The organism is Micromonospora sp. NPDC049044 (genome assembly GCF_040649215.1).
Lineage (GTDB): Bacteria > Actinomycetota > Actinomycetes > Mycobacteriales > Micromonosporaceae > Micromonospora.
The window spans coordinates 57,668-73,865 of record NZ_JBEZFA010000004.1; the positions used below are offsets into that span (position 1 = coordinate 57,668).

The window sequence follows — 16,198 nt, forward strand, 5'->3', positions numbered from 1 at the left end:
ACGTGGGCAGCGCTCCGGGGTGACCTCTACCGCCCGCCGAAGGGGACGACCGAGATGGATGAACTCTCCGCCGCCGTGGTCGCCGGCGCCGCGCCCGACCAGCTCGCGGCGCTTCCGGTACCAGCCACGTACGTGGCCGCCCACACGCGTGTCGAGGATGTCGGGATGTTCAACGGGACCGCCGACAAGGACGTCCGCAAGTCCCTGCGGGTCGGGCCGGTGGACATGCCCCGGATCGCGCCCGACGAGGTTCTGGTCGCCGTGATGGCGAGCTGCGTCAACTACAACACCGTGTGGTCGGCGACCTTCGAGCCACTGCCCACCTTCGACTTCCTGCGGAACCTGGCGAAGCAGGGCGGGTGGGAGCGCCGACACGACCAGCCGTTCCACGCGCTCGGCTCGGACGGCGCCGGCGTCATCGTGCGCGTCGGCGAGGCGGTACGGCGGTGGAAGGTCGGCGACCGCGTGGTGCTCAGCCCGGTGCAGGCCGACGACCAGGAACCGGCGACGCACGCGGACGGCATGCTCGGGGTGGAGCAGCGCGCTTGGGGTTATGAGACCAACTTCGGTGGCCTCGCACACTACGCCGTCGTACGGGCCACCCAGCTGATCCCCAAGCCCACGCACCTGACCTGGGAGGAGGCGGCAAGCATCCCGGCGTGCGCGGGCACCGCGTACCGGATGTTGATCAGTGACCGCGGCGCCCGGATGAAGCAGGGCGACGTGGTGTTGATCTGGGGTGCCACCGGCGGTCTCGGGGTCCACGCGGTCCAACTCGTCCGCAGCGGCGGCGGCATCGCGGTCGGTGTGGTCGGCTCCGAGGAGAAGGCCGAGGTGCTGCGCCGACTCGGCTGCGACGTCGTGATCAACCGAAACGAGCTGGGGATCGGCCGCGACCTGGACGACCCGGCGACGGTGGTGCAGGCGGGCAAGCGCCTTGGCGCGATCATCCGTCGCGAGACCGGCGAGGACCCGCACATCGTCTTCGAGTACGTGGGCCGGGCCACGTTCGGCATCTCGATGTTCGTCACCCGCCGAGGCGGCACGGTGGTCACCTGCGGTTCCAGTTCGGGCTACCGGCACCAGTACGACAACCGCTACCTGTGGATGAAGCTGAAGCGCATCGTCGGCAGTCACGGCGCCAACATCCAGGAGATGTGGGAGACCAACCGGCTGGTCAACCTGGGCCGGATCAAGCCCGTGCTCTCCGCCCTGCACCCCTTGACCGAGGTGGCCGAGGCGACTCGCACGGTGCAGACCAACAGCCACTTCGGCAAGGTGGGCGTGCTGTGCCTGGCACCGGAAGCCGGCCTCGGAATCACCGATCCCGCGCTCCGGGACGAGTTGGGTACGGGGCGCGCCAACCCGTTTGGAGCAGGGATTTGAGTTCTCTCAGAAACGGCACCGGAATTCTTGGGACCGGCTCCTACCTGCCCCGCAAGGAATTGACGAACGACGAGATCGCGGAACGGTTCGACGTCACCGAGGAATGGATCCTCCGCAAGACCCGGATTCGGTCCCGACGGTACGCCTCGCCCAGCGAGGCGGTCTCCGACCTGGCGGTCAAGGCGGGGCGGCAGGCGCTGCGGGCGGCCGGGATCACCGCCGACCAGATCGACTATCTGATCGTGACCACCGGCACCGGCGACCACCCCTTCCCGCCCACCTCCTGCCTGGTACAGGCGATGCTCGGCGCCGAGCGGGCCGCCTGCTTCGACGTGAACATCGGGTGCAGCGGCTTCGTCTACGGTGTCGCCATCGCCCGCGGCCTGAGCACGTTCAAGCCGGACGCGTACTCGCTTGTCATATCGGCCGACCTCTACTCCCGGTTCGTCGACCCGGACGATCTCGGCGTGGTGGTGCTGCTCGCCGACGGTGCGGGCGCGGCAGTACTCGGCCCCGTCGCCGAATCGGCCGGCATCCTCGACGTCGAGCTGCGGGGCCGTGGCGACCGGAGTGAGTTGTTGAAGATCGAGGCCGGTGGCAGCCGCCGTCCGGCGTCGCTGAGCACGCTCGCGGAGGGCGGCCACTACCTGCGGATGATGGGCCGTGAGGTGACCTCGTTCGTGATGGAGACCGTGCCCGGCTCGGTGAGCGTCCTGCTCGACCGGGCCGGCGTCGACCCGTCCGACGTCGACCATTTCGTGCCCCACCAGGCCAACGGCGTCATCCTCGAACGGCTCGCCGACCTCCTCGAGCTGAAGAAGGCCCAGATCCACCGCACCATCGAGCGCTACGGCAACATGGGCAGCGCGTCGTTGGCGGTGACCCTGGACGAGGCCAACCGGGCCGGCCACCTGCACGACGGCGACCTGGTGATGCTCTCCGGGTTCGGCGGCGGGATGGCGCTCGGCAACTGTCTGCTGCGTTGGGCCGCCTGATGCCGGTCGAGGAGATCGCGAAGGTCGGCGTGGTGGGCTGCGGTGTCATGGGCGCTGGCCTGGTCGAGCTGTGCGCGCGGGCCGGTCTTCCGGTACGCGTCGCCGCGTCCAGCCGGCAGTCGGCCGAACGCGGACGGCGACGGCTGGCGTCCTGCTACACGGCGGCTGTCGAACGTGGCCGGATGTCGCTTGCCGAACGCGCCCGGGCCGAGGAACTGACGTCGTTCTCGGCCGACCTGGCCGACCTCGCCGACTGCGATCTGGTGATCGAGTCGGTCACCGAGGTCGAGGAACTGAAGGTCACGATCTTCAAAGGTCTGAGCACAGTCGTACCCTCCGGCACGGTGCTCGCGTCGAACACCTCGTCGATCCCACTTGACGCCCTGGTCGCTGCGGCCGGCGGGGTTCCGGTGCTGGGTCTGCACTTCTTCAACCCCGTACCGGTGATGCCGCTGGTGGAGCTTGCCCGGCCGGCGTCGACCGACGAGTCGGTGGCGAAGCGGGTGAGCGTCTTTCTCGCCGAGCGGCTCGGCAAGGAGGTGATCCGGTCCGCCAACCGGCCGGGCCTGATCGTCAACGCCCTGCTCGTGCCCTACCTGCTCGACGCGATCCGGATGGTCGAATCGGGCCACGCCACCGCCGACGACATCGACCGTGGGATGGTCGCCGGGTGCGGCTATCCGATGGGGCCGCTACGCCTCGCCGACATGGTCGGGCTGGACACGCTCGTCGAGGTGGCGGAGCGGCTCTTCCTGGAGCTCGCGAACCCCTCCTACAAGGCGCCCGCACTGTTGTTCGCGATGGTCGCCGAGGGGCGGCTGGGCCGCAAGTCCGGGCACGGCTTCTACCGGTACTGATCGCACGCCGTGACGGCCCGCCCGGCTTCCGGGCGGGCCGTCGCGTGTCGGTCGGGAACTCCGCTCACCAGAGGGGCCGCAGCGGCGGGATCACGTCACCCGCGCAGTTGCGGATCAGCCGGGCCAGCTGCGTCTGGAGCATCGCGAGCCGGTCCGGGCCGAGCTGGTGGGCGATCTGGCTCTCCAACTCGTGCAGGGTGCGGCCGGCGATCGCCAGGTGCGTCATCGCCTTGTCGGTCATCACGATGAGCCGCCGGCGGCCGCCCTGCGGGTGCGGTTTACGGGTCACATAGCCGCGTTCGGCCAGGAAGTCGACGATCTGGCCGATGGCCTGCTTGGTGACCCCCAGCTTCTCGGCTAGCTCGGTGCTGGTCGCGCCCTGCAGCCCGAGGGACTGGAAGAGCATGCCGTGCACCGGCCGCAGCTCGTGGTAGCCGAGGTCGTTCATCCGCAGCACGAATTCGCCGTGCACCAGCTGGAACGCCATGCCCAGCAGGAAGGTCAGCTCGGCATTGGCCAGCGGATCGGTGGAATTCGTGTCGGGCTGCACAGGTGCCGCACCAGCTGTGGCATCCGGAGTGGACAGTGCCCGAAGCCCTGCTGGATCCGTGTTGTCGGTCACGTGACGTCCCTCCTTCCACCGCCGTAGGCGGGTGCTGATCGTGTCGCCGCCGAGCCTTGATCGACCCGGGGTAAGCCTTGGCTCAGTTTAGCTTTGTCGCAGGTGAGACCCGACGGGAGCGCCCCTTACCGTCAAGTCTGGGGTTCCGGTAGGGGGTCGCACCGGGTTCTCCCGAGGAGATGCCGAACCTAGGCTGGCACCCACCGGGAAGGGAGCCCCCACATGTCCATCGGCACCGAACGATCGGGCGGCGCGGCGCCCCGGGCTGCCGATTCTTGGCTGCGTACCTTCCAGCCGGCACCGCAGGCCACCGTCCGGTTGATCTGCTTCCCGCACGCCGGCGGCTCGGCCACCTACTACCTGGCGACCGCCCGGGCACTCGCGCCCGAGATCGAGGTGGTGGCCGTGCAGTATCCCGGCCGCCAGGACCGGCTCGCCGAGCCGTGCATCGAAGCGATGCCCGACCTTGCCGAAGCGATCTTCGACGCGATCGGTGCCGTTTCCGGGCCGATCGCGCTCTTCGGCCACAGCATGGGTGCCACGCTGGCCTTCGAGGTGGCGCACCGCCTGGAAGCGGCCGGCCGCATCCCGGTCTGTCTGATCGCATCGGGCCGCCGTGCCCCGTCGCGGCACACCAACAGCGGGTTGCACCTGCTCGACGACGACGCGCTGCTCGCCGACCTGCGCCGGCTGAGCGGGACCAGCGCCGGCATCCTCGCGGACGCCGAGCTGATCCGGCTCTACCTGCCCGTCATCCGCTCCGACTACCGGGCCATCGAAACCTGCCCGCCCCGCGCTGACGTGAAGCTGCGCTGCCCGATCGTCGCCATCGGCGGCGACCGCGACCCACAGGCAAGCATCGACGACGTCCGCGCCTGGGCCGACCACGCCGGCGGGGGCTTCTCGTTCCGCGCCTTCAGCGGTGGTCACTTCTTCCTCGACAACCACGCTTCCGCCATCCTTGATCTGGTCCGGGCCGCCGTGCGGCGGTCTGCTCGACCGGTCGGCCCGGAGGCGTCGGCGCTCGGGGATTGAGCGTCCGGGGACCGAGCAGCGACTGGCTGAGGCGCGGCTCAGGTCTTCGGACTCACTCGGGGTCGGGTGGCGGCTGAGAAACCGCCACCCGGCCCCGAGATCCTGTCGGCAACACCGCCTTGACCCAGGGATTACGGCCGTCGGTCGGGACGGGCGGTGAGGGATCATCGACTGCTCAGGCTCCCGGGGCCGACCCTGGCCGGCCGGCGGGCTCCGGCTCGGCCGGGACGGCCGGCGAGACCGGGGCCGCGGCGACGGGCGGGGCCGGGGGCCGGCCGGGGAGGCGCAGGGCGACCAGCACCGCGAGCAGGGCGAACCCGGCGCAGATCAGCAGCCCCACCTGCATACCGGAGTGGTAGGCGTCGAAGACCTGGCCCCGCAGGCCGCCGACATCGCCGTCTCCGAGCACGTTCAGCGCACCGCCGATCGAGCCGGTTGCCTCGTCGCGCGAGCCGGCGGGCAACACGTCGGCCGCGTTGCCGAGCGAGTCGCGGTAGACAACGCCCAGGATGCTGCCGATCACCGCGACACCGAGTGCGCCAGCGACCTGCCGCACGGTGTTGGCCACGGCCTGACCCGCGCCGGCCTTGGCCATCGGGACCACTGACATCAGCGCCGCGGTTGCCGGCGCCAACACCACACCCCAGCCGAGGCCGAGCAGCACCTGCGCGGCGACGAGGACCACCGTGGGGGTGTCCCGCACGGCCAAGCTGAAGATCACCAGCGACGCGGTCATGCCGAGGGTGCCGGCGGCCACGACGCCACGGATACCGAAGCGCTTGATCAGCCGGGGGATCACGAACGAGACAGCGAATGCCGCAGCACCCATGGGGAGCATGAGCAGACCTGCCTGAGCCGGCTCGAGTCCGCGGACCGCCTGGAAGTAGACAGCGGTGACGAAGATGCCGCCGAGCAGGGCGAAGAATGCCAACGCGATGACGCTGGTGCCGGCCGCGAACCGCGTGTTGCCAAGCAGTACGACGTCGAGGGCGGGCGTCGCCATCCGGCGCTCGGTAAGCACCAGCACGAGGAGCAGGACGAGCCCGGCGGCAATCGGGCCGATCGAGTCGCCCGCCAGCCAGTCGTTGTCCTCGCCGCCGCGGACGATGCCGAAGGTCAACGAGCCGACGCCGAGCAGCGACAGCAGCACGCCGAGCGGGTCGAACTTCGCGTACTGCGGGTTGCGGGACTCCGGCACCAACCAGATGATCATAACCAGGCTGACCAGGATCAGGGGCACGTTGATCATGAAGATCGAGCCCCACCAGAACTTTTCGAGAAGTAGACCGCCGACGACCGGCCCGAAGGCGGTGCCGATGCCCGCCGCGCCGGCCCAGCCGGCGATCGCCTTGGGCCGCTCGGCCGGCGGGAAGACGTTGATCAGAATTGCCAGCGTGACGGTGGGCAGCGCGGCCGCACCAACACCCATCAACGCCCGCCAGACGATCAGCTGGTCGATCGAGCCGGACTGCGCCGCGAACAGCGACGTGATGCCGAAGATCAGCAGGCAGGCGATGAGCACTCTCTTGCGACCAAACCGGTCGGCGAGGACGCCCATGGTGAAGATGAAGGCCGCGAAGGTGATCAGGTACGAGTCGAGAGACCACTGAAGGTCGGCGTTGGACGCGTCGAGCTCGCGCTGGATCGTGGTCAGCGCGACGTTGAGGATCGTCAGATCCATAATCACGACCAGGACCGTCAACGCGAGCACCCACAAGATCAAGGGGCGCTTGCGCGCGTCGACTTCAGGAGTTTCCATCGTTAATCCTTCGATGTCGTGACACCGGGCTCCACACCGCGGTCGGGAAACTAAGTAAACTCGCTTTCCTCATGTGGGTCAAGCAGCTTTCCTTACCACCCCTACCGGGTATCGTCTGGGGTTGACAATGTCAAAGTCAAGAAGGTTTACTCGCCCAGTACCTCAAGTCTCAGCCCAGGAGTTGCCATGCCTGTCATCAGCGAAACCGAAGACCGCATCACCAGGAACCCCGCCGGCCTCGCGGCGGCACTCGCCGGCCCGAGCCAGGGCAGCAACCAGGTCAGCACGTGGCGGGTCGAGATGGCCGCCGGCACCGACGCCCCGGTCCACATGATCACCAAGGACCAGGTGTGGATGCCGATCAGCGGCGCTTTCGAGTTCGTCGTGGACGACGAGACCCTGCTGGTTCAGTCCGGCCAGGCCATCGTCATCCCGGCAGATGTCAAGCGCACGTTCCACGCCGTGGACGGCAAGGCCGAGGCGCTGGTTGCCATGGCCGTCGGAGGCGAGGCCTACGTGCCGGGCAGTGACGCCCGTCAGCAGCTGCCCTGGGCCAACTGAGGCCAGCGACATCATCGGTCCGTTCGGGAGGCACCTCGCACCCGAAACGGACCAGCTCGTCGGCAACAGCTAGGAGATGTGACCGCCCGCCCGGATCGCCGGCATGGGCAGGGCGGTCACATCTTCCTTCATTGCACCGGTCATCAACGGGAGGAAAATCATGACCGAAGCACAGGTCAAGGTGAGTTTTCCGATGGAAAGGAAATGCCCTTTCCAGCCGCCGGCGGAGTATGCCGAACTGCGCGAGAGCGAGCCGATCGCACTTGTCGACCGCGCGGCCGGCGGCACGACCTGGGTCGCCACCAAGCATGAGTACGTCCGTAAGCTCCTCGCCGATCCGCGGGTCAGTTCCGACCGCTCCCGGCCCAACAACCCCAGCCTGGTGCCGATCCCCCCGCAGTTCCTCCAACCCATAAACCGGCCATTGGTCATCCTCGACCCTCCCGAGCACACCCGGCACCGTCGTCTGATCATCAACGAGTTCACGATGAAGCGGGTGCAGAACCTGCGCCCCAACATCCAGCGCATCGTTGACACCTGCATCGACGACATCCTCGCCGGCGAGAATCCGACCGACCTGGTGGAAAATCTGGCTCGGCCGGTGCCCACCCTGGTGATCTGCGAGCTGCTCGGCATCTCGTACGAGGAGCGCAAGATCTTCTGGGATGCCAGCTCCCGGGTCTTCCGCGAGACAAGCACCCCGCAGGAGATCGGCGCGGCCTTCCAGGAGCTACGCGGCTTCCTCGACGCCCAGATCGCGGCGAAGGAGGCCAACCCGGGCGACGACCTGCTCAGCCGCCTGGTGGTCCGCTACCAGGAGGAGGGCATCTACGAGCGGGCGCGCATCATCAGCACGGCGCTCGGCCTGCTGGTGGCGGGTCACGAGACCACGGCAAACATGATCGGGTTGGGTGCCGCGGCGCTGCTGAGCCACCCAGATCAGCTCGCCGAGTTCCGGGCCGACCCCGCGCTTGCCGCACAGACGGTCGAGGAGCTGTTGCGCTACTGCAGCATCACCGACGTGATCACCGCCCGGACGGTCACCGAGGACATCGAGATCGGCGGGGTGACGCTGCAGGCCGGCGACGGCGTGGTGGCGCTCGGCGGTGCGGCCAACCGCGACCCCGAGGTCTTCCCCGAACCGGACACGTTCGACATCCACCGCACCAGCCGTCAGCACGTCGCCTTCGGCTACGGCCCGCACCAGTGCCTCGGTGCCAACCTGGCCCGGGTCGAGCTTGAGATCGTCTACACCACGCTCTTCAAGCGCATCCCCACGCTGCGCCTGACCGTGCCGCTCGAAGAACTCCCGTTCAAGAACCTGGCCCCTGTCTACGGCCTGCGTTCCCTGCCGGCAGCCTGGTGAGGGCGCCGGCCATGGCCCGAGTGACAATCGAGCGCGGCCGTTGCACAGGGGCGGCGACCTGTGTGTCCATGAGCCCGGACATCTTCGACCAGGACCAGGACGACGGCATGGTGCTGTTGCTCATCGACGAGGTCGGCCCGGACCGCGTCGAGGAACTCCGCGACGTGGTGGCCGCCTGCCCCACCCGCACCATCACCCTCCACGGGGCCTGACCGCCGATCGAGGCGGACTGGTCCACGGGCACGACGGCGAACCGCCCAGGCACCCGCCACCGACTGCCGCAGCGTCCACAAGTTCGGCGTTCGGCAGCTCGGGGCGGGCGCATGTCGCACCTGACCCGGGCACACCGCGAGGTGTACCCGGAGCACGCCGCCGTGCGCCAGAGCGTGCGGCCGGGAAGCGCACCCCGCCACCCCCGAGGGGCGTGCACCCCGGCCGCACGCGGGGCCAGCATCCTGAGCGGTAAACAATGTTGGCGAATCGCCCGGTTGGAATGATCCGTCAAGTAACCGACGCAGTGGGCACCTATTAGTCGATGGTATTGGCGCGAGCGGACCGCCGGCCGCACCGACGAGCCCCTGGCCCGGAATTGATCAGGAGCCTACCGATGATTGTGGGCAATGGGTCGAAAAGTACTGTCTCGCCCATTCAGCTCGAATCAATCGACTTAGACGATCACCAGTGCGCAGGAGACGGCCCCGTCCACTCCCATCGACGTCACCAGAGCTGGTCTGCCCAATTTTCGATCACCGTGAGCGGCGGCGAGCAGGGTCGCCACCTGGAATGCACCCAATGCGCTAAAACTGTTACCGATCTTCCGGCTGGGGGTCAACAGCAGCGGACGAGCCGACCCGAGCGCCCGCTCCACGGCGAGGCTCTCCGCGCGGTCCGCGTCGCCGTCCCCACTCTGCCCGAGGCTGACCGCCCAGAGGTCGGCCGGGTCGACGCCGGCTCGGCGCAGCAGGGTGCCGATCGCCTCGGCGAGCGCCTGCGCACCGTCGGCGAGCGGTGCCGTGCCGGCCTGGAAACCGGCGAGCCGGGCCACCGGAGGCGCGGTCTGGGAGCCCTCCGCGCGGGCGCGTTCGACGAGGAACAGAACGCAGCCCTCACCCATCGGCACCCGCTCGCCAGCGGGCCCGGCCGCGCTCCGCATGTGGTGCGCCGCCCAGGCGATCGGGGGCGAGAGCTCCTCGACGGCACCGACCAGCAACCGCTCGGCGTACCCACGGCGGATCATCCGGCTGGCGTACCGCAGAGCGGCGATTCCGGTGCTGTGACCTGCGGAAATGGTGCTGTTCAGCCCGCGCAGGCTATGCCAGATGGCGGTACGACCGGCGGCCCCGTTCATCACCGTGTTGGGGAAGTGCGCGGGGTTGACGAAGTACGGCTTGTCCTGGACGAAGGTGTCGCGCAGGAAGGTGGTGATGCTGTCGATGCTGCCGGCGCTGGTGCCGAGGACCAGGCCGGTGTCGGGCACCGCGGCCGCTGGTTGCTCGTCCAACAGCATGGTGCTCGTGGCGAGGACCATCATCGTCATCCGGTCCAACGTGCGGGTGCCCTTGCCACGCACCAGACCGGCCAGGTTGTCGGCGTCGATCAGATAACCGGGCGGCGGACCACCGTCGCCAACCACCGGCCCCGAGCGCCCCGGACGATCGGAGCGGAAGCCCTCCACGAAGGACTCGCGGCCGACGCCCCAGGGCGAGAGAGCAGACCATCCGACGATGCACGGCGCCGTCGTAAACACCACACCTCCCCGTTTACCGCCTGATTCGGACCGAATTTTGAACGGTGACAAGCGGCTTTTCAAACACTACACTCACTCACGAAGCTTTTGAAGCCACGGGGGGCCTGAGAGCGGGCGTCCGATCGCGTGGTTATCGCACAAGATCATGTGAGGTCGACGCATGTCTGTATTGAGCGAAACGAATCGGAAGCGCATCACCGACATCGTTTCCGAAATCCTCGAGATCGACCCCGACGAAATGTCCGAAACGAGTCTCTTCAAAGAAGATCACGACGCCGACTCACTGCGCGCCATCGAGATTTTGGCGGCCCTGGAGCGTGAGTTCAAGGTTGAGATCGACCAGGCCGAGCTGGCCCGGATGGTCAACCTGGCCGGCATCTACCAGGTGGTCGACGAGGCCGCCTCGGCCAAGGGCTGAGCGCTGATGCCGATGGTGGCCACTCCCGACGCGGAGCGGGTGGTGGTGACCGGGCTCGGCCCGGTCACCAGCATCGGCGTGGGGCTCGACGCCTTCGCCGCCGGGCTGGCCGCCGGGCGCAGCGGTGTGCGGCCGATCTCGGTCTTCGACACCGCCGGGTTCGGCCACGCCAACGGGTGCGAGGTGACCGACTTCAAGCCCGACTTCGACAACGTGCCGGCCGAGCGGCTCGGTCGAGCGTCCCGGTTCTCGGTCGCCGCCGCCGGGCTGGCGCTCCGCGACGCCGGGGTCCGGCCGGCCGACCTGGCCGGCAGGCCCGGCCTGGTCACCGTCGGCACGACCGACGGCGAGTCCGCCGACATCGACGCGCTCACCGAGCTCGCCGTTCGCAGCGGTCCCGAACATCTGCCCGCGGACGTGGTCGGGCGGGTCGCGGCCAGTTGGCTGTCCACCTCGGTGGCCCGGGAGTACGACCTGCGCGGCGCGGAGACGGCCACCCTGGCCACCGCCTGCGCGGCCGGCAACTACGCAATCGGGTACGCGTACGACACCCTGCGTCTCGGTGAGGCGGAGTACGCCCTGTGCGGGGGCGCGGACGCGATGTGCCGCAAGACCTTCGCCGGCTTCTACCGGCTGGGCACTATCGCGCCGACGGTGTGCCAGCCGTTCGACGCCGACCGCTCCGGCATCCTGACCGGCGAGGGCTCCGGCATGCTCTTCCTGGAGACGCTGGCGAGCGCGAAACGCCGCGGCGCCCGGGTCCACGCCGAGATCCTGGGGTACGGCATGACCTGCGACGCCAGCCATCCGGTCGCGCCCGACGGCGTCAGCATCGCGGCCTGCATCAGCAACGCGCACCGCAACGCGGGCATCGAACCGGGGCAGGTCGATCTGATCTCGGCGCACGGCACCGGCACCAGGGCCAACGACCTCACCGAGGCGGCCGCGATCCGCGCGGTGTTCGGCGAGACACCGCCGCCGACAGTGTCGATGAAGTCGATGATCGGCCACACCATGGGCGCGGCGAGCGCACTGGCCGCGATCGGCTGTGCGATCGCCATCGAGCGGGGGTTCATCCCGCCCACCATCAACCACCGGCGCACCGACCCGCAGATCGGTCTCGACTGTGTGCCAAACGAGGCGCGTCCCGCCGAGCTGCGCGTGGTACAGAACAACGGGTTCGCGTTCGGCGGCAACAACGCGATCCTGGTGCTGGCCCGGCCCGGCGGTGCGCGATGAACCTCGTCATCACTGGCCTGGGCATGGTCAGCGCGCTGGGCGGGGACGTGCGCTCGTCGTTCGACGCCTTCGTCGCCGGGCACACCGCCCGACGCCCGCTGCAGCAGTTCGACCCGACGCTGTACCGGGTGCGCCACGCATACCAGATCGACGGGCCCGACGAGCCCGGCCGGCCCGGCCGATGGCTCGCCGCCGCCGTCGAGGAGGCGCTGAGCCAGGCCGGCCTGCCCGCCGGCGTCCAACCGCCGGCCCTGGTCGGCACCGGTTTGGCCGAGCAACGCTCGATGGAGCTCTGGCACACCGCCGGCGCCACCGTGACCCTGGACGACCTGCACTTCGCCGGGGCGCTCGCCAACTCGACCGGCCTGTCGAGCGTTGTCACCTTCGTCAACGCGTGCGCGGCCAGCCTCAGCGCACTGGCCGCCGCGTCCGACCTCCTGGCGCTCGGCGAGGCCGAGGCGGTGGTGGTCGCCGGCACCGACGGGCTTTCCGAGAGCATGTTCGGCCTGCTGGACCGGGTGAACCCGAGGCCACCGGCCGAGGTCCGACCGTTCGACGCCGGCCGGGTGGGCGTCATCCTCGGCGAGGGCGCGGCAGCCGTGGTGCTCGAGCGTGCCGACCGCGCCGCCGCCCGGGGGGCCGTCGCCCTCGCGACCCTACGGGGCGTGGCCGCCACCTGCGACGCCTACCACGTGACAGCCCCGCTGCGCAGCGGGATCGGGCGCGCGTTCACCGACGCGTACCAGCGGGCAGGTGTGCGGCCCGAGGACGTCGACCTGGTGTTCGCGCACGGCACGGGCACGGTGCTCAACGATGCGACCGAGGCCGAGGCGCTCGGCGACGCGTACGCCGCAGCCCCCAGCCGCCCGGCGGTGACCGCACTGAAGTCCCTGATCGGGCACACGAGCGGCGCCTCTGGTCTGATGAGCCTGATCACCGCGGTGTGCGCGATGGCCGACGGCCAGGTGCCGCCGACCCGTAACCACACCGACCCGATCGAGCCGATCCGGCCGTTCCCGGTGGTGACCGGCGCGGCCCGGCACGCCGCGGTCGGGACGGCCCAGGTCGACGCGTTCGGTTTCGGCGGGGTGAACGCGGTGGCCGTGCTGGAACGCCCGTCCCCGACACCGCCGACGGGCGCAGGTCCGGCCGCGGCTGATGTGGTGATCACCGGGACCGGCGTCGAGGTGCGCGGCATCGCCAACGCCGCCGGGCTGTCCGGAGCGACGCCGTCCGGAGCCGACTTCGACCCCGTGCCGCTGTTGGGCCGCCGCGGTCTGCGCTACAAGGACCGGGCCACTCTTCTCGCCCTCTGCGCCGCGACGAAAGCGCTGACAGCAGCCGGGCTGAGCCGCCCGGCCGGACCGGCGCGACACTCCACCGACCCGCCCGACGACCAGTTCGGCGTGGTGGTCAGCACCGACCTCGCTCTGCTCGACACGGTCTGTCGCGTGGTCGACGAGTTGCACGCCGGCGGGGTTGTCGGCACCAGCCCGATGGACCTGCCCAACGTCTCCGGCAACGTGGCCGCCTCGCAGTTGGCGATCTGGTTCGGGCTCGGCGGGGTCAACCTGACCGTCTCGGCGGGTGCCACCTCGGGGCTGGAAGCGCTACGGCACGCTGCGGCCGCCATCCGTGCCGGCCGGGTACGCCGGATGCTCGTCGTCGGGGTGGAGCCGGACGGCCCGGCCGTGCGACGGCTGCTCGCCGACACGGCGAAGCGGCACGGCGGCCCGGTGCCGGCCGCGTTCGACGGCGCGGCCGCGGTGGTGCTCGAGGCCGCCGACCCGGAGCGCCGGCCGATGGCCACCCTGCGCAGGTACGACCGGTCCGGCGCGCCGACAGCGCCCGGCAGCGGGTTGTGGGGCCCGCCCTGCGCGGCACACGGCTCCCCCCGTCCTCCGGCCGGTGTCGACACGCTCGACCTGAGTGGGCTCGGCGAGGCGCGCGGGGCGTACGGGGTGTTGCAGGTCGCCGCCGCGGCGGACCTGCTCGCGGCTGGCTCGGCGACGCACTCGCTGCTCACCGCGGGCGGCTGTTGGGGCGCACCGTACGCGTCACTGACGTTGGAGGGCCCACGATGCTGAACGAGGTCGTGAGCGCTCGGCTGGTGCGTCCCGCGACCAGCACCCCGTCGACGATCACCGGGCTTCTGCACGGGCTGGGTTCGGGCACGAGTGTCTGGGAGGGGCTGCTTCCGCTGCTTCCACCTCAGCTCGAGGTGTGGGCCTACCAACTGCCGTGGGACACCGCCGGCGGCAGCGGCTGGGCCGAGCACCGGGACAGCCGGGTGTGGCTGGAGCGGGCGTTCGACAGCGCACCGGTGCGACCCGAACTCGTCGTGGCGCACTCGTTCGGAGCCAACGTCCTGCTCGACGCCATCTGTGCCGGTGCGGCGAGGCTGGGACGCGGCCTGGTCCTGATCTCGCCCTTCTATCGGCCGGCGCCACGGGCCTTCGACTGGGCCGCGATGAGCCACTACATGAACGACTTCGACGAGCTGATCCGCTCCGGCATCAAGGCCCGGCGCGGGCCGCGACTGGGCACCGCGTTCACCTCGGCCGGCGAGGACGACCTGCTGGAGGCCATGGTGGCGAAGGTCCGCGAGCGCATCGGACCGTACGGCTGGCTGCGGTTCTTCGACCTGTTCACCCAGACACCGTTCCTCGACCTGTCCGCCGTCGACGTGCCGTGCCTGGTCTTGGGCGGCGGTCGGGACACCGCCGCCTACCCGGCCGACGTACGCAGCCTCGGCGGCGCGTTGCCGGACGCCCAAACGCACATCCTGCCGGATTCCGGCCACTTCTCGATGATCGACGACACCGCTGGAGTCGCCGCGCTTGCCGGGCCATTCCTCGGTGGGCTGAGCACCGGCGTCATGAACCGCCAAGAGGGGAGCAGGACCTGATGGCCACCACGATGCCGGCGGCGCGCACCGAAGTGTTCGGTCGCCCGCGCTTCGAGGGATCGAACATCTGCACCTGGATCGGCTTCAAACACGTCATGTACCTGATCGAGGAGGCGGTGCTGGGCCACCTCCGGGAGGTCGGTTCGGTGCCCCGCCAGCTCTACGAGGAGCAGGGTCTGGGCGTGGAGATCGTGGAGAGCGACGCCCGGATCGCTTCGGCGTTGCACATGGACGACGAGGTCCGCACCGAGGTGACGGCCGGGGCACCGGAAGCCGACGGGACGCTTCTGCTCCGTACCCGATCGTTCGTCGACCGTCCCAAGGGCACCGTTCGCGCGGTGACCGCAACGGTTCGGGTCGCCATCCGTGAGCCTGGTCCGGCGGTGGCGTTGCCACCGGCACCGGCGAATCTTTTCGGACGCGGCAGCCTGGCCCCGGACCCGGACGTGGCGAAGCTGATCGAGGGAACCAACGCGGTGGCCTGGCGTTGGCGGATCCCCTACTTCTACTGCCACTTCTCCCGGCACATCCAACACTCCGGCTACCTACGGGTGATGGAAGAGGTCGTCGACCTGTTCCTGGCCGAGCGGGGCATCTCCATCCGGTCCTACCTGGACGGGCGGGCGTGGATCCCGGTGGTGCCGCGCGCCTCGGTGCGCATCCTCGAAGACGCGCTCATGGAAGAGGAGCTGCACACCGTCTACTCGGTCGAGGAGATCTACAAGGACTTCACCTACACATCCCGGATGGACTGCTACGTCAAGCGCGACGGGCGCCTGATCCCCACCGCGACCGGTCGCATCACCCACGGCTACGCGAAGGTGCTCAACCGCGCCGACTGGGAGCTGGTCCCCTTCGACGCGCGGACGTTGACCGCGCTGAGCGGGGGTGCGCGATGACCGGCACCACGCTCAACCTGCAGGCGGCCAAGCTCGCGATCGAGCTGTTCCACTCCGGCAAGGTCGAGCTGATGCGACAGATGCTCGCCGAGGATGTCGTGTGGAAGGTTCCGCACGTCAACCCGCTGGCCGCCGACATCATCGGGGTCGACGAGGTTCTCGAGTTCTTCCGGCGGGTGCAGACCGAAACCGCTGGCACGTTCGGTGCCGAGGTCCTGGAGATCGCTGCCAACCAGAACGCCGTCTTCTGCCTGATGCGGGTCCATGGCAAGCGCAACGGCAAGACCCTCGACCAGAAAGTCATAAACGTCTGGAAGCTCCGCGAATCGGACGGCAAGGTGACCGAACGCGAGCTGTTCATGGAGGACCAGCCTGCCTCAGACGAGTTCTGGGCCTACTGAAAATT

General features: G+C 69.5%; 16 protein-coding genes. 13 read left to right on the forward strand and 3 right to left on the reverse strand.

Annotation, left to right across the window (positions count from 1 at the left end; genetic code table 11):
• Positions 1-54 precede the first annotated feature (54 nt).
• Genes ccrA through AB0B85_RS04260 form a run of 3 tightly spaced genes read left to right on the forward strand, consistent with a single transcriptional unit; the run spans position 55 to position 3,238 of the window.
• Entirely contained in the window at positions 55-1,386 is a 1,332-nt protein-coding gene (gene ccrA, locus AB0B85_RS04250; RefSeq protein WP_357403400.1) for a crotonyl-CoA carboxylase/reductase, read from the forward strand.
• Positions 1,383-2,381, forward strand: a complete 999-nt coding sequence (locus tag AB0B85_RS04255; protein WP_357403402.1) for a ketoacyl-ACP synthase III — start codon at positions 1,383-1,385, stop codon at positions 2,379-2,381. Before ccrA ends, AB0B85_RS04255 begins: the two co-directional genes overlap by 4 nt.
• On the forward strand, positions 2,369-3,238 hold the full coding sequence (locus AB0B85_RS04260; protein ID WP_357403404.1) for a 3-hydroxybutyryl-CoA dehydrogenase: 870 nt from the start codon (positions 2,369-2,371) through the stop codon (positions 3,236-3,238). The genes AB0B85_RS04255 and AB0B85_RS04260 overlap by 13 nt, the downstream gene beginning before the upstream one ends.
• A gap of 64 nt (positions 3,239-3,302) precedes the next feature.
• Here AB0B85_RS04260 and AB0B85_RS04265 read toward each other — a convergent pair whose 3' ends face one another.
• Positions 3,303-3,860 (reverse strand): MarR family transcriptional regulator, encoded by a 558-nt coding sequence (locus AB0B85_RS04265; RefSeq protein WP_357403406.1) that lies wholly within the window; start codon positions 3,858-3,860, stop codon positions 3,303-3,305.
• A 222-nt stretch (positions 3,861-4,082) separates the two neighbouring features.
• Here AB0B85_RS04265 and AB0B85_RS04270 point away from each other — a divergent pair, with 222 nt between their 5' ends.
• Positions 4,083-4,895 carry an alpha/beta fold hydrolase gene (locus AB0B85_RS04270; protein ID WP_357403408.1) on the forward strand — a complete coding sequence of 271 codons (813 nt, stop codon included), beginning with the start codon at positions 4,083-4,085 and terminating at the stop codon, positions 4,893-4,895.
• A gap of 175 nt (positions 4,896-5,070) precedes the next feature.
• Here the strand turns inward: AB0B85_RS04270 and AB0B85_RS04275 are convergent, their stop codons facing one another.
• Positions 5,071-6,654 carry an MFS transporter gene (locus AB0B85_RS04275; RefSeq protein WP_357403410.1) on the reverse strand — a complete coding sequence of 528 codons (1,584 nt, stop codon included), beginning with the start codon at positions 6,652-6,654 and terminating at the stop codon, positions 5,071-5,073.
• A gap of 186 nt (positions 6,655-6,840) precedes the next feature.
• Between AB0B85_RS04275 and AB0B85_RS04280 the strand changes: the two genes are divergently transcribed.
• The 3 genes from AB0B85_RS04280 to AB0B85_RS04290 all read left to right on the forward strand — a co-directional run bounded on the left by AB0B85_RS04280 (position 6,841) and on the right by AB0B85_RS04290 (position 8,793).
• Positions 6,841-7,215, forward strand: coding sequence for a cupin domain-containing protein (locus AB0B85_RS04280; protein ID WP_357403412.1), 375 nt, complete (start codon positions 6,841-6,843; stop codon positions 7,213-7,215).
• 160 nt (positions 7,216-7,375) lie between these two features.
• Positions 7,376-8,581 carry a cytochrome P450 gene (locus AB0B85_RS04285; RefSeq protein ID WP_357403414.1) on the forward strand — a complete coding sequence of 402 codons (1,206 nt, stop codon included), beginning with the start codon at positions 7,376-7,378 and terminating at the stop codon, positions 8,579-8,581.
• A gap of 11 nt (positions 8,582-8,592) precedes the next feature.
• Entirely contained in the window at positions 8,593-8,793 is a 201-nt protein-coding gene (locus tag AB0B85_RS04290) for a ferredoxin (RefSeq protein WP_357403416.1), read from the forward strand.
• 455 nt (positions 8,794-9,248) lie between these two features.
• On the opposite strand, the gene AB0B85_RS04295 is transcribed toward AB0B85_RS04290, so the two are convergent.
• Positions 9,249-10,328, reverse strand: a complete 1,080-nt coding sequence (locus tag AB0B85_RS04295) for a beta-ketoacyl synthase N-terminal-like domain-containing protein (RefSeq protein WP_357403418.1) — start codon at positions 10,326-10,328, stop codon at positions 9,249-9,251.
• 160 nt (positions 10,329-10,488) lie between these two features.
• Here AB0B85_RS04295 and AB0B85_RS04300 point away from each other — a divergent pair, with 160 nt between their 5' ends.
• From AB0B85_RS04300 to AB0B85_RS04325, 6 genes are read left to right on the forward strand one after another with little or no spacing between them, the layout of a single operon-like run.
• A complete protein-coding gene (locus AB0B85_RS04300; protein ID WP_357403420.1) occupies positions 10,489-10,746 on the forward strand; it encodes an acyl carrier protein in 258 nt (85 codons plus the stop codon).
• Between the two features lie 6 nt (positions 10,747-10,752).
• Positions 10,753-11,985, forward strand: coding sequence for a beta-ketoacyl-[acyl-carrier-protein] synthase family protein (locus AB0B85_RS04305; RefSeq protein ID WP_357403422.1), 1,233 nt, complete (start codon positions 10,753-10,755; stop codon positions 11,983-11,985).
• Positions 11,982-14,072 (forward strand): beta-ketoacyl synthase N-terminal-like domain-containing protein, encoded by a 2,091-nt coding sequence (locus AB0B85_RS04310; protein WP_357403424.1) that lies wholly within the window; start codon positions 11,982-11,984, stop codon positions 14,070-14,072. The genes AB0B85_RS04305 and AB0B85_RS04310 overlap by 4 nt, the downstream gene beginning before the upstream one ends.
• Positions 14,066-14,893 (forward strand): alpha/beta hydrolase, encoded by an 828-nt coding sequence (locus tag AB0B85_RS04315; RefSeq protein ID WP_357403426.1) that lies wholly within the window; start codon positions 14,066-14,068, stop codon positions 14,891-14,893. The genes AB0B85_RS04310 and AB0B85_RS04315 overlap by 7 nt, the downstream gene beginning before the upstream one ends.
• Complete coding sequence (locus AB0B85_RS04320; RefSeq protein ID WP_357403428.1) at positions 14,893-15,792, forward strand: thioesterase family protein; 900 nt, start codon at positions 14,893-14,895, stop codon at positions 15,790-15,792. Before AB0B85_RS04315 ends, AB0B85_RS04320 begins: the two co-directional genes overlap by 1 nt.
• Positions 15,789-16,193: a nuclear transport factor 2 family protein gene (locus AB0B85_RS04325; RefSeq protein ID WP_357403430.1), complete on the forward strand. Its 405-nt coding sequence runs from the start codon at positions 15,789-15,791 to the stop codon at positions 16,191-16,193. The genes AB0B85_RS04320 and AB0B85_RS04325 overlap by 4 nt, the downstream gene beginning before the upstream one ends.
• Positions 16,194-16,198 lie beyond the last annotated feature (5 nt).

Excerpts from the sequence above, each read along its gene's own strand:
- ccrA (WP_357403400.1), top strand. The coding sequence starts at position 55 with ATGGATGAACTCTCCGCCGCCGTGGTCGCCGGCGCCGCGCCCGACCAG.
- AB0B85_RS04270 (WP_357403408.1), top strand. The coding sequence starts at position 4,083 with ATGTCCATCGGCACCGAACGATCGGGCGGCGCGGCGCCCCGGGCTGCC.
- AB0B85_RS04275 (WP_357403410.1), bottom strand. The coding sequence starts at position 6,654 with ATGGAAACTCCTGAAGTCGACGCGCGCAAGCGCCCCTTGATCTTGTGG.
- AB0B85_RS04280 (WP_357403412.1), top strand. The coding sequence starts at position 6,841 with ATGCCTGTCATCAGCGAAACCGAAGACCGCATCACCAGGAACCCCGCC.
- AB0B85_RS04285 (WP_357403414.1), top strand. The coding sequence starts at position 7,376 with ATGACCGAAGCACAGGTCAAGGTGAGTTTTCCGATGGAAAGGAAATGC.
- AB0B85_RS04290 (WP_357403416.1), top strand. The coding sequence starts at position 8,593 with ATGGCCCGAGTGACAATCGAGCGCGGCCGTTGCACAGGGGCGGCGACC.
- AB0B85_RS04300 (WP_357403420.1), top strand. The coding sequence starts at position 10,489 with ATGTCTGTATTGAGCGAAACGAATCGGAAGCGCATCACCGACATCGTT.
- AB0B85_RS04305 (WP_357403422.1), top strand. The coding sequence starts at position 10,753 with ATGCCGATGGTGGCCACTCCCGACGCGGAGCGGGTGGTGGTGACCGGG.
- AB0B85_RS04310 (WP_357403424.1), top strand. The coding sequence starts at position 11,982 with ATGAACCTCGTCATCACTGGCCTGGGCATGGTCAGCGCGCTGGGCGGG.
- AB0B85_RS04315 (WP_357403426.1), top strand. The coding sequence starts at position 14,066 with ATGCTGAACGAGGTCGTGAGCGCTCGGCTGGTGCGTCCCGCGACCAGC.
- AB0B85_RS04320 (WP_357403428.1), top strand. The coding sequence starts at position 14,893 with ATGGCCACCACGATGCCGGCGGCGCGCACCGAAGTGTTCGGTCGCCCG.
- AB0B85_RS04325 (WP_357403430.1), top strand. The coding sequence starts at position 15,789 with ATGACCGGCACCACGCTCAACCTGCAGGCGGCCAAGCTCGCGATCGAG.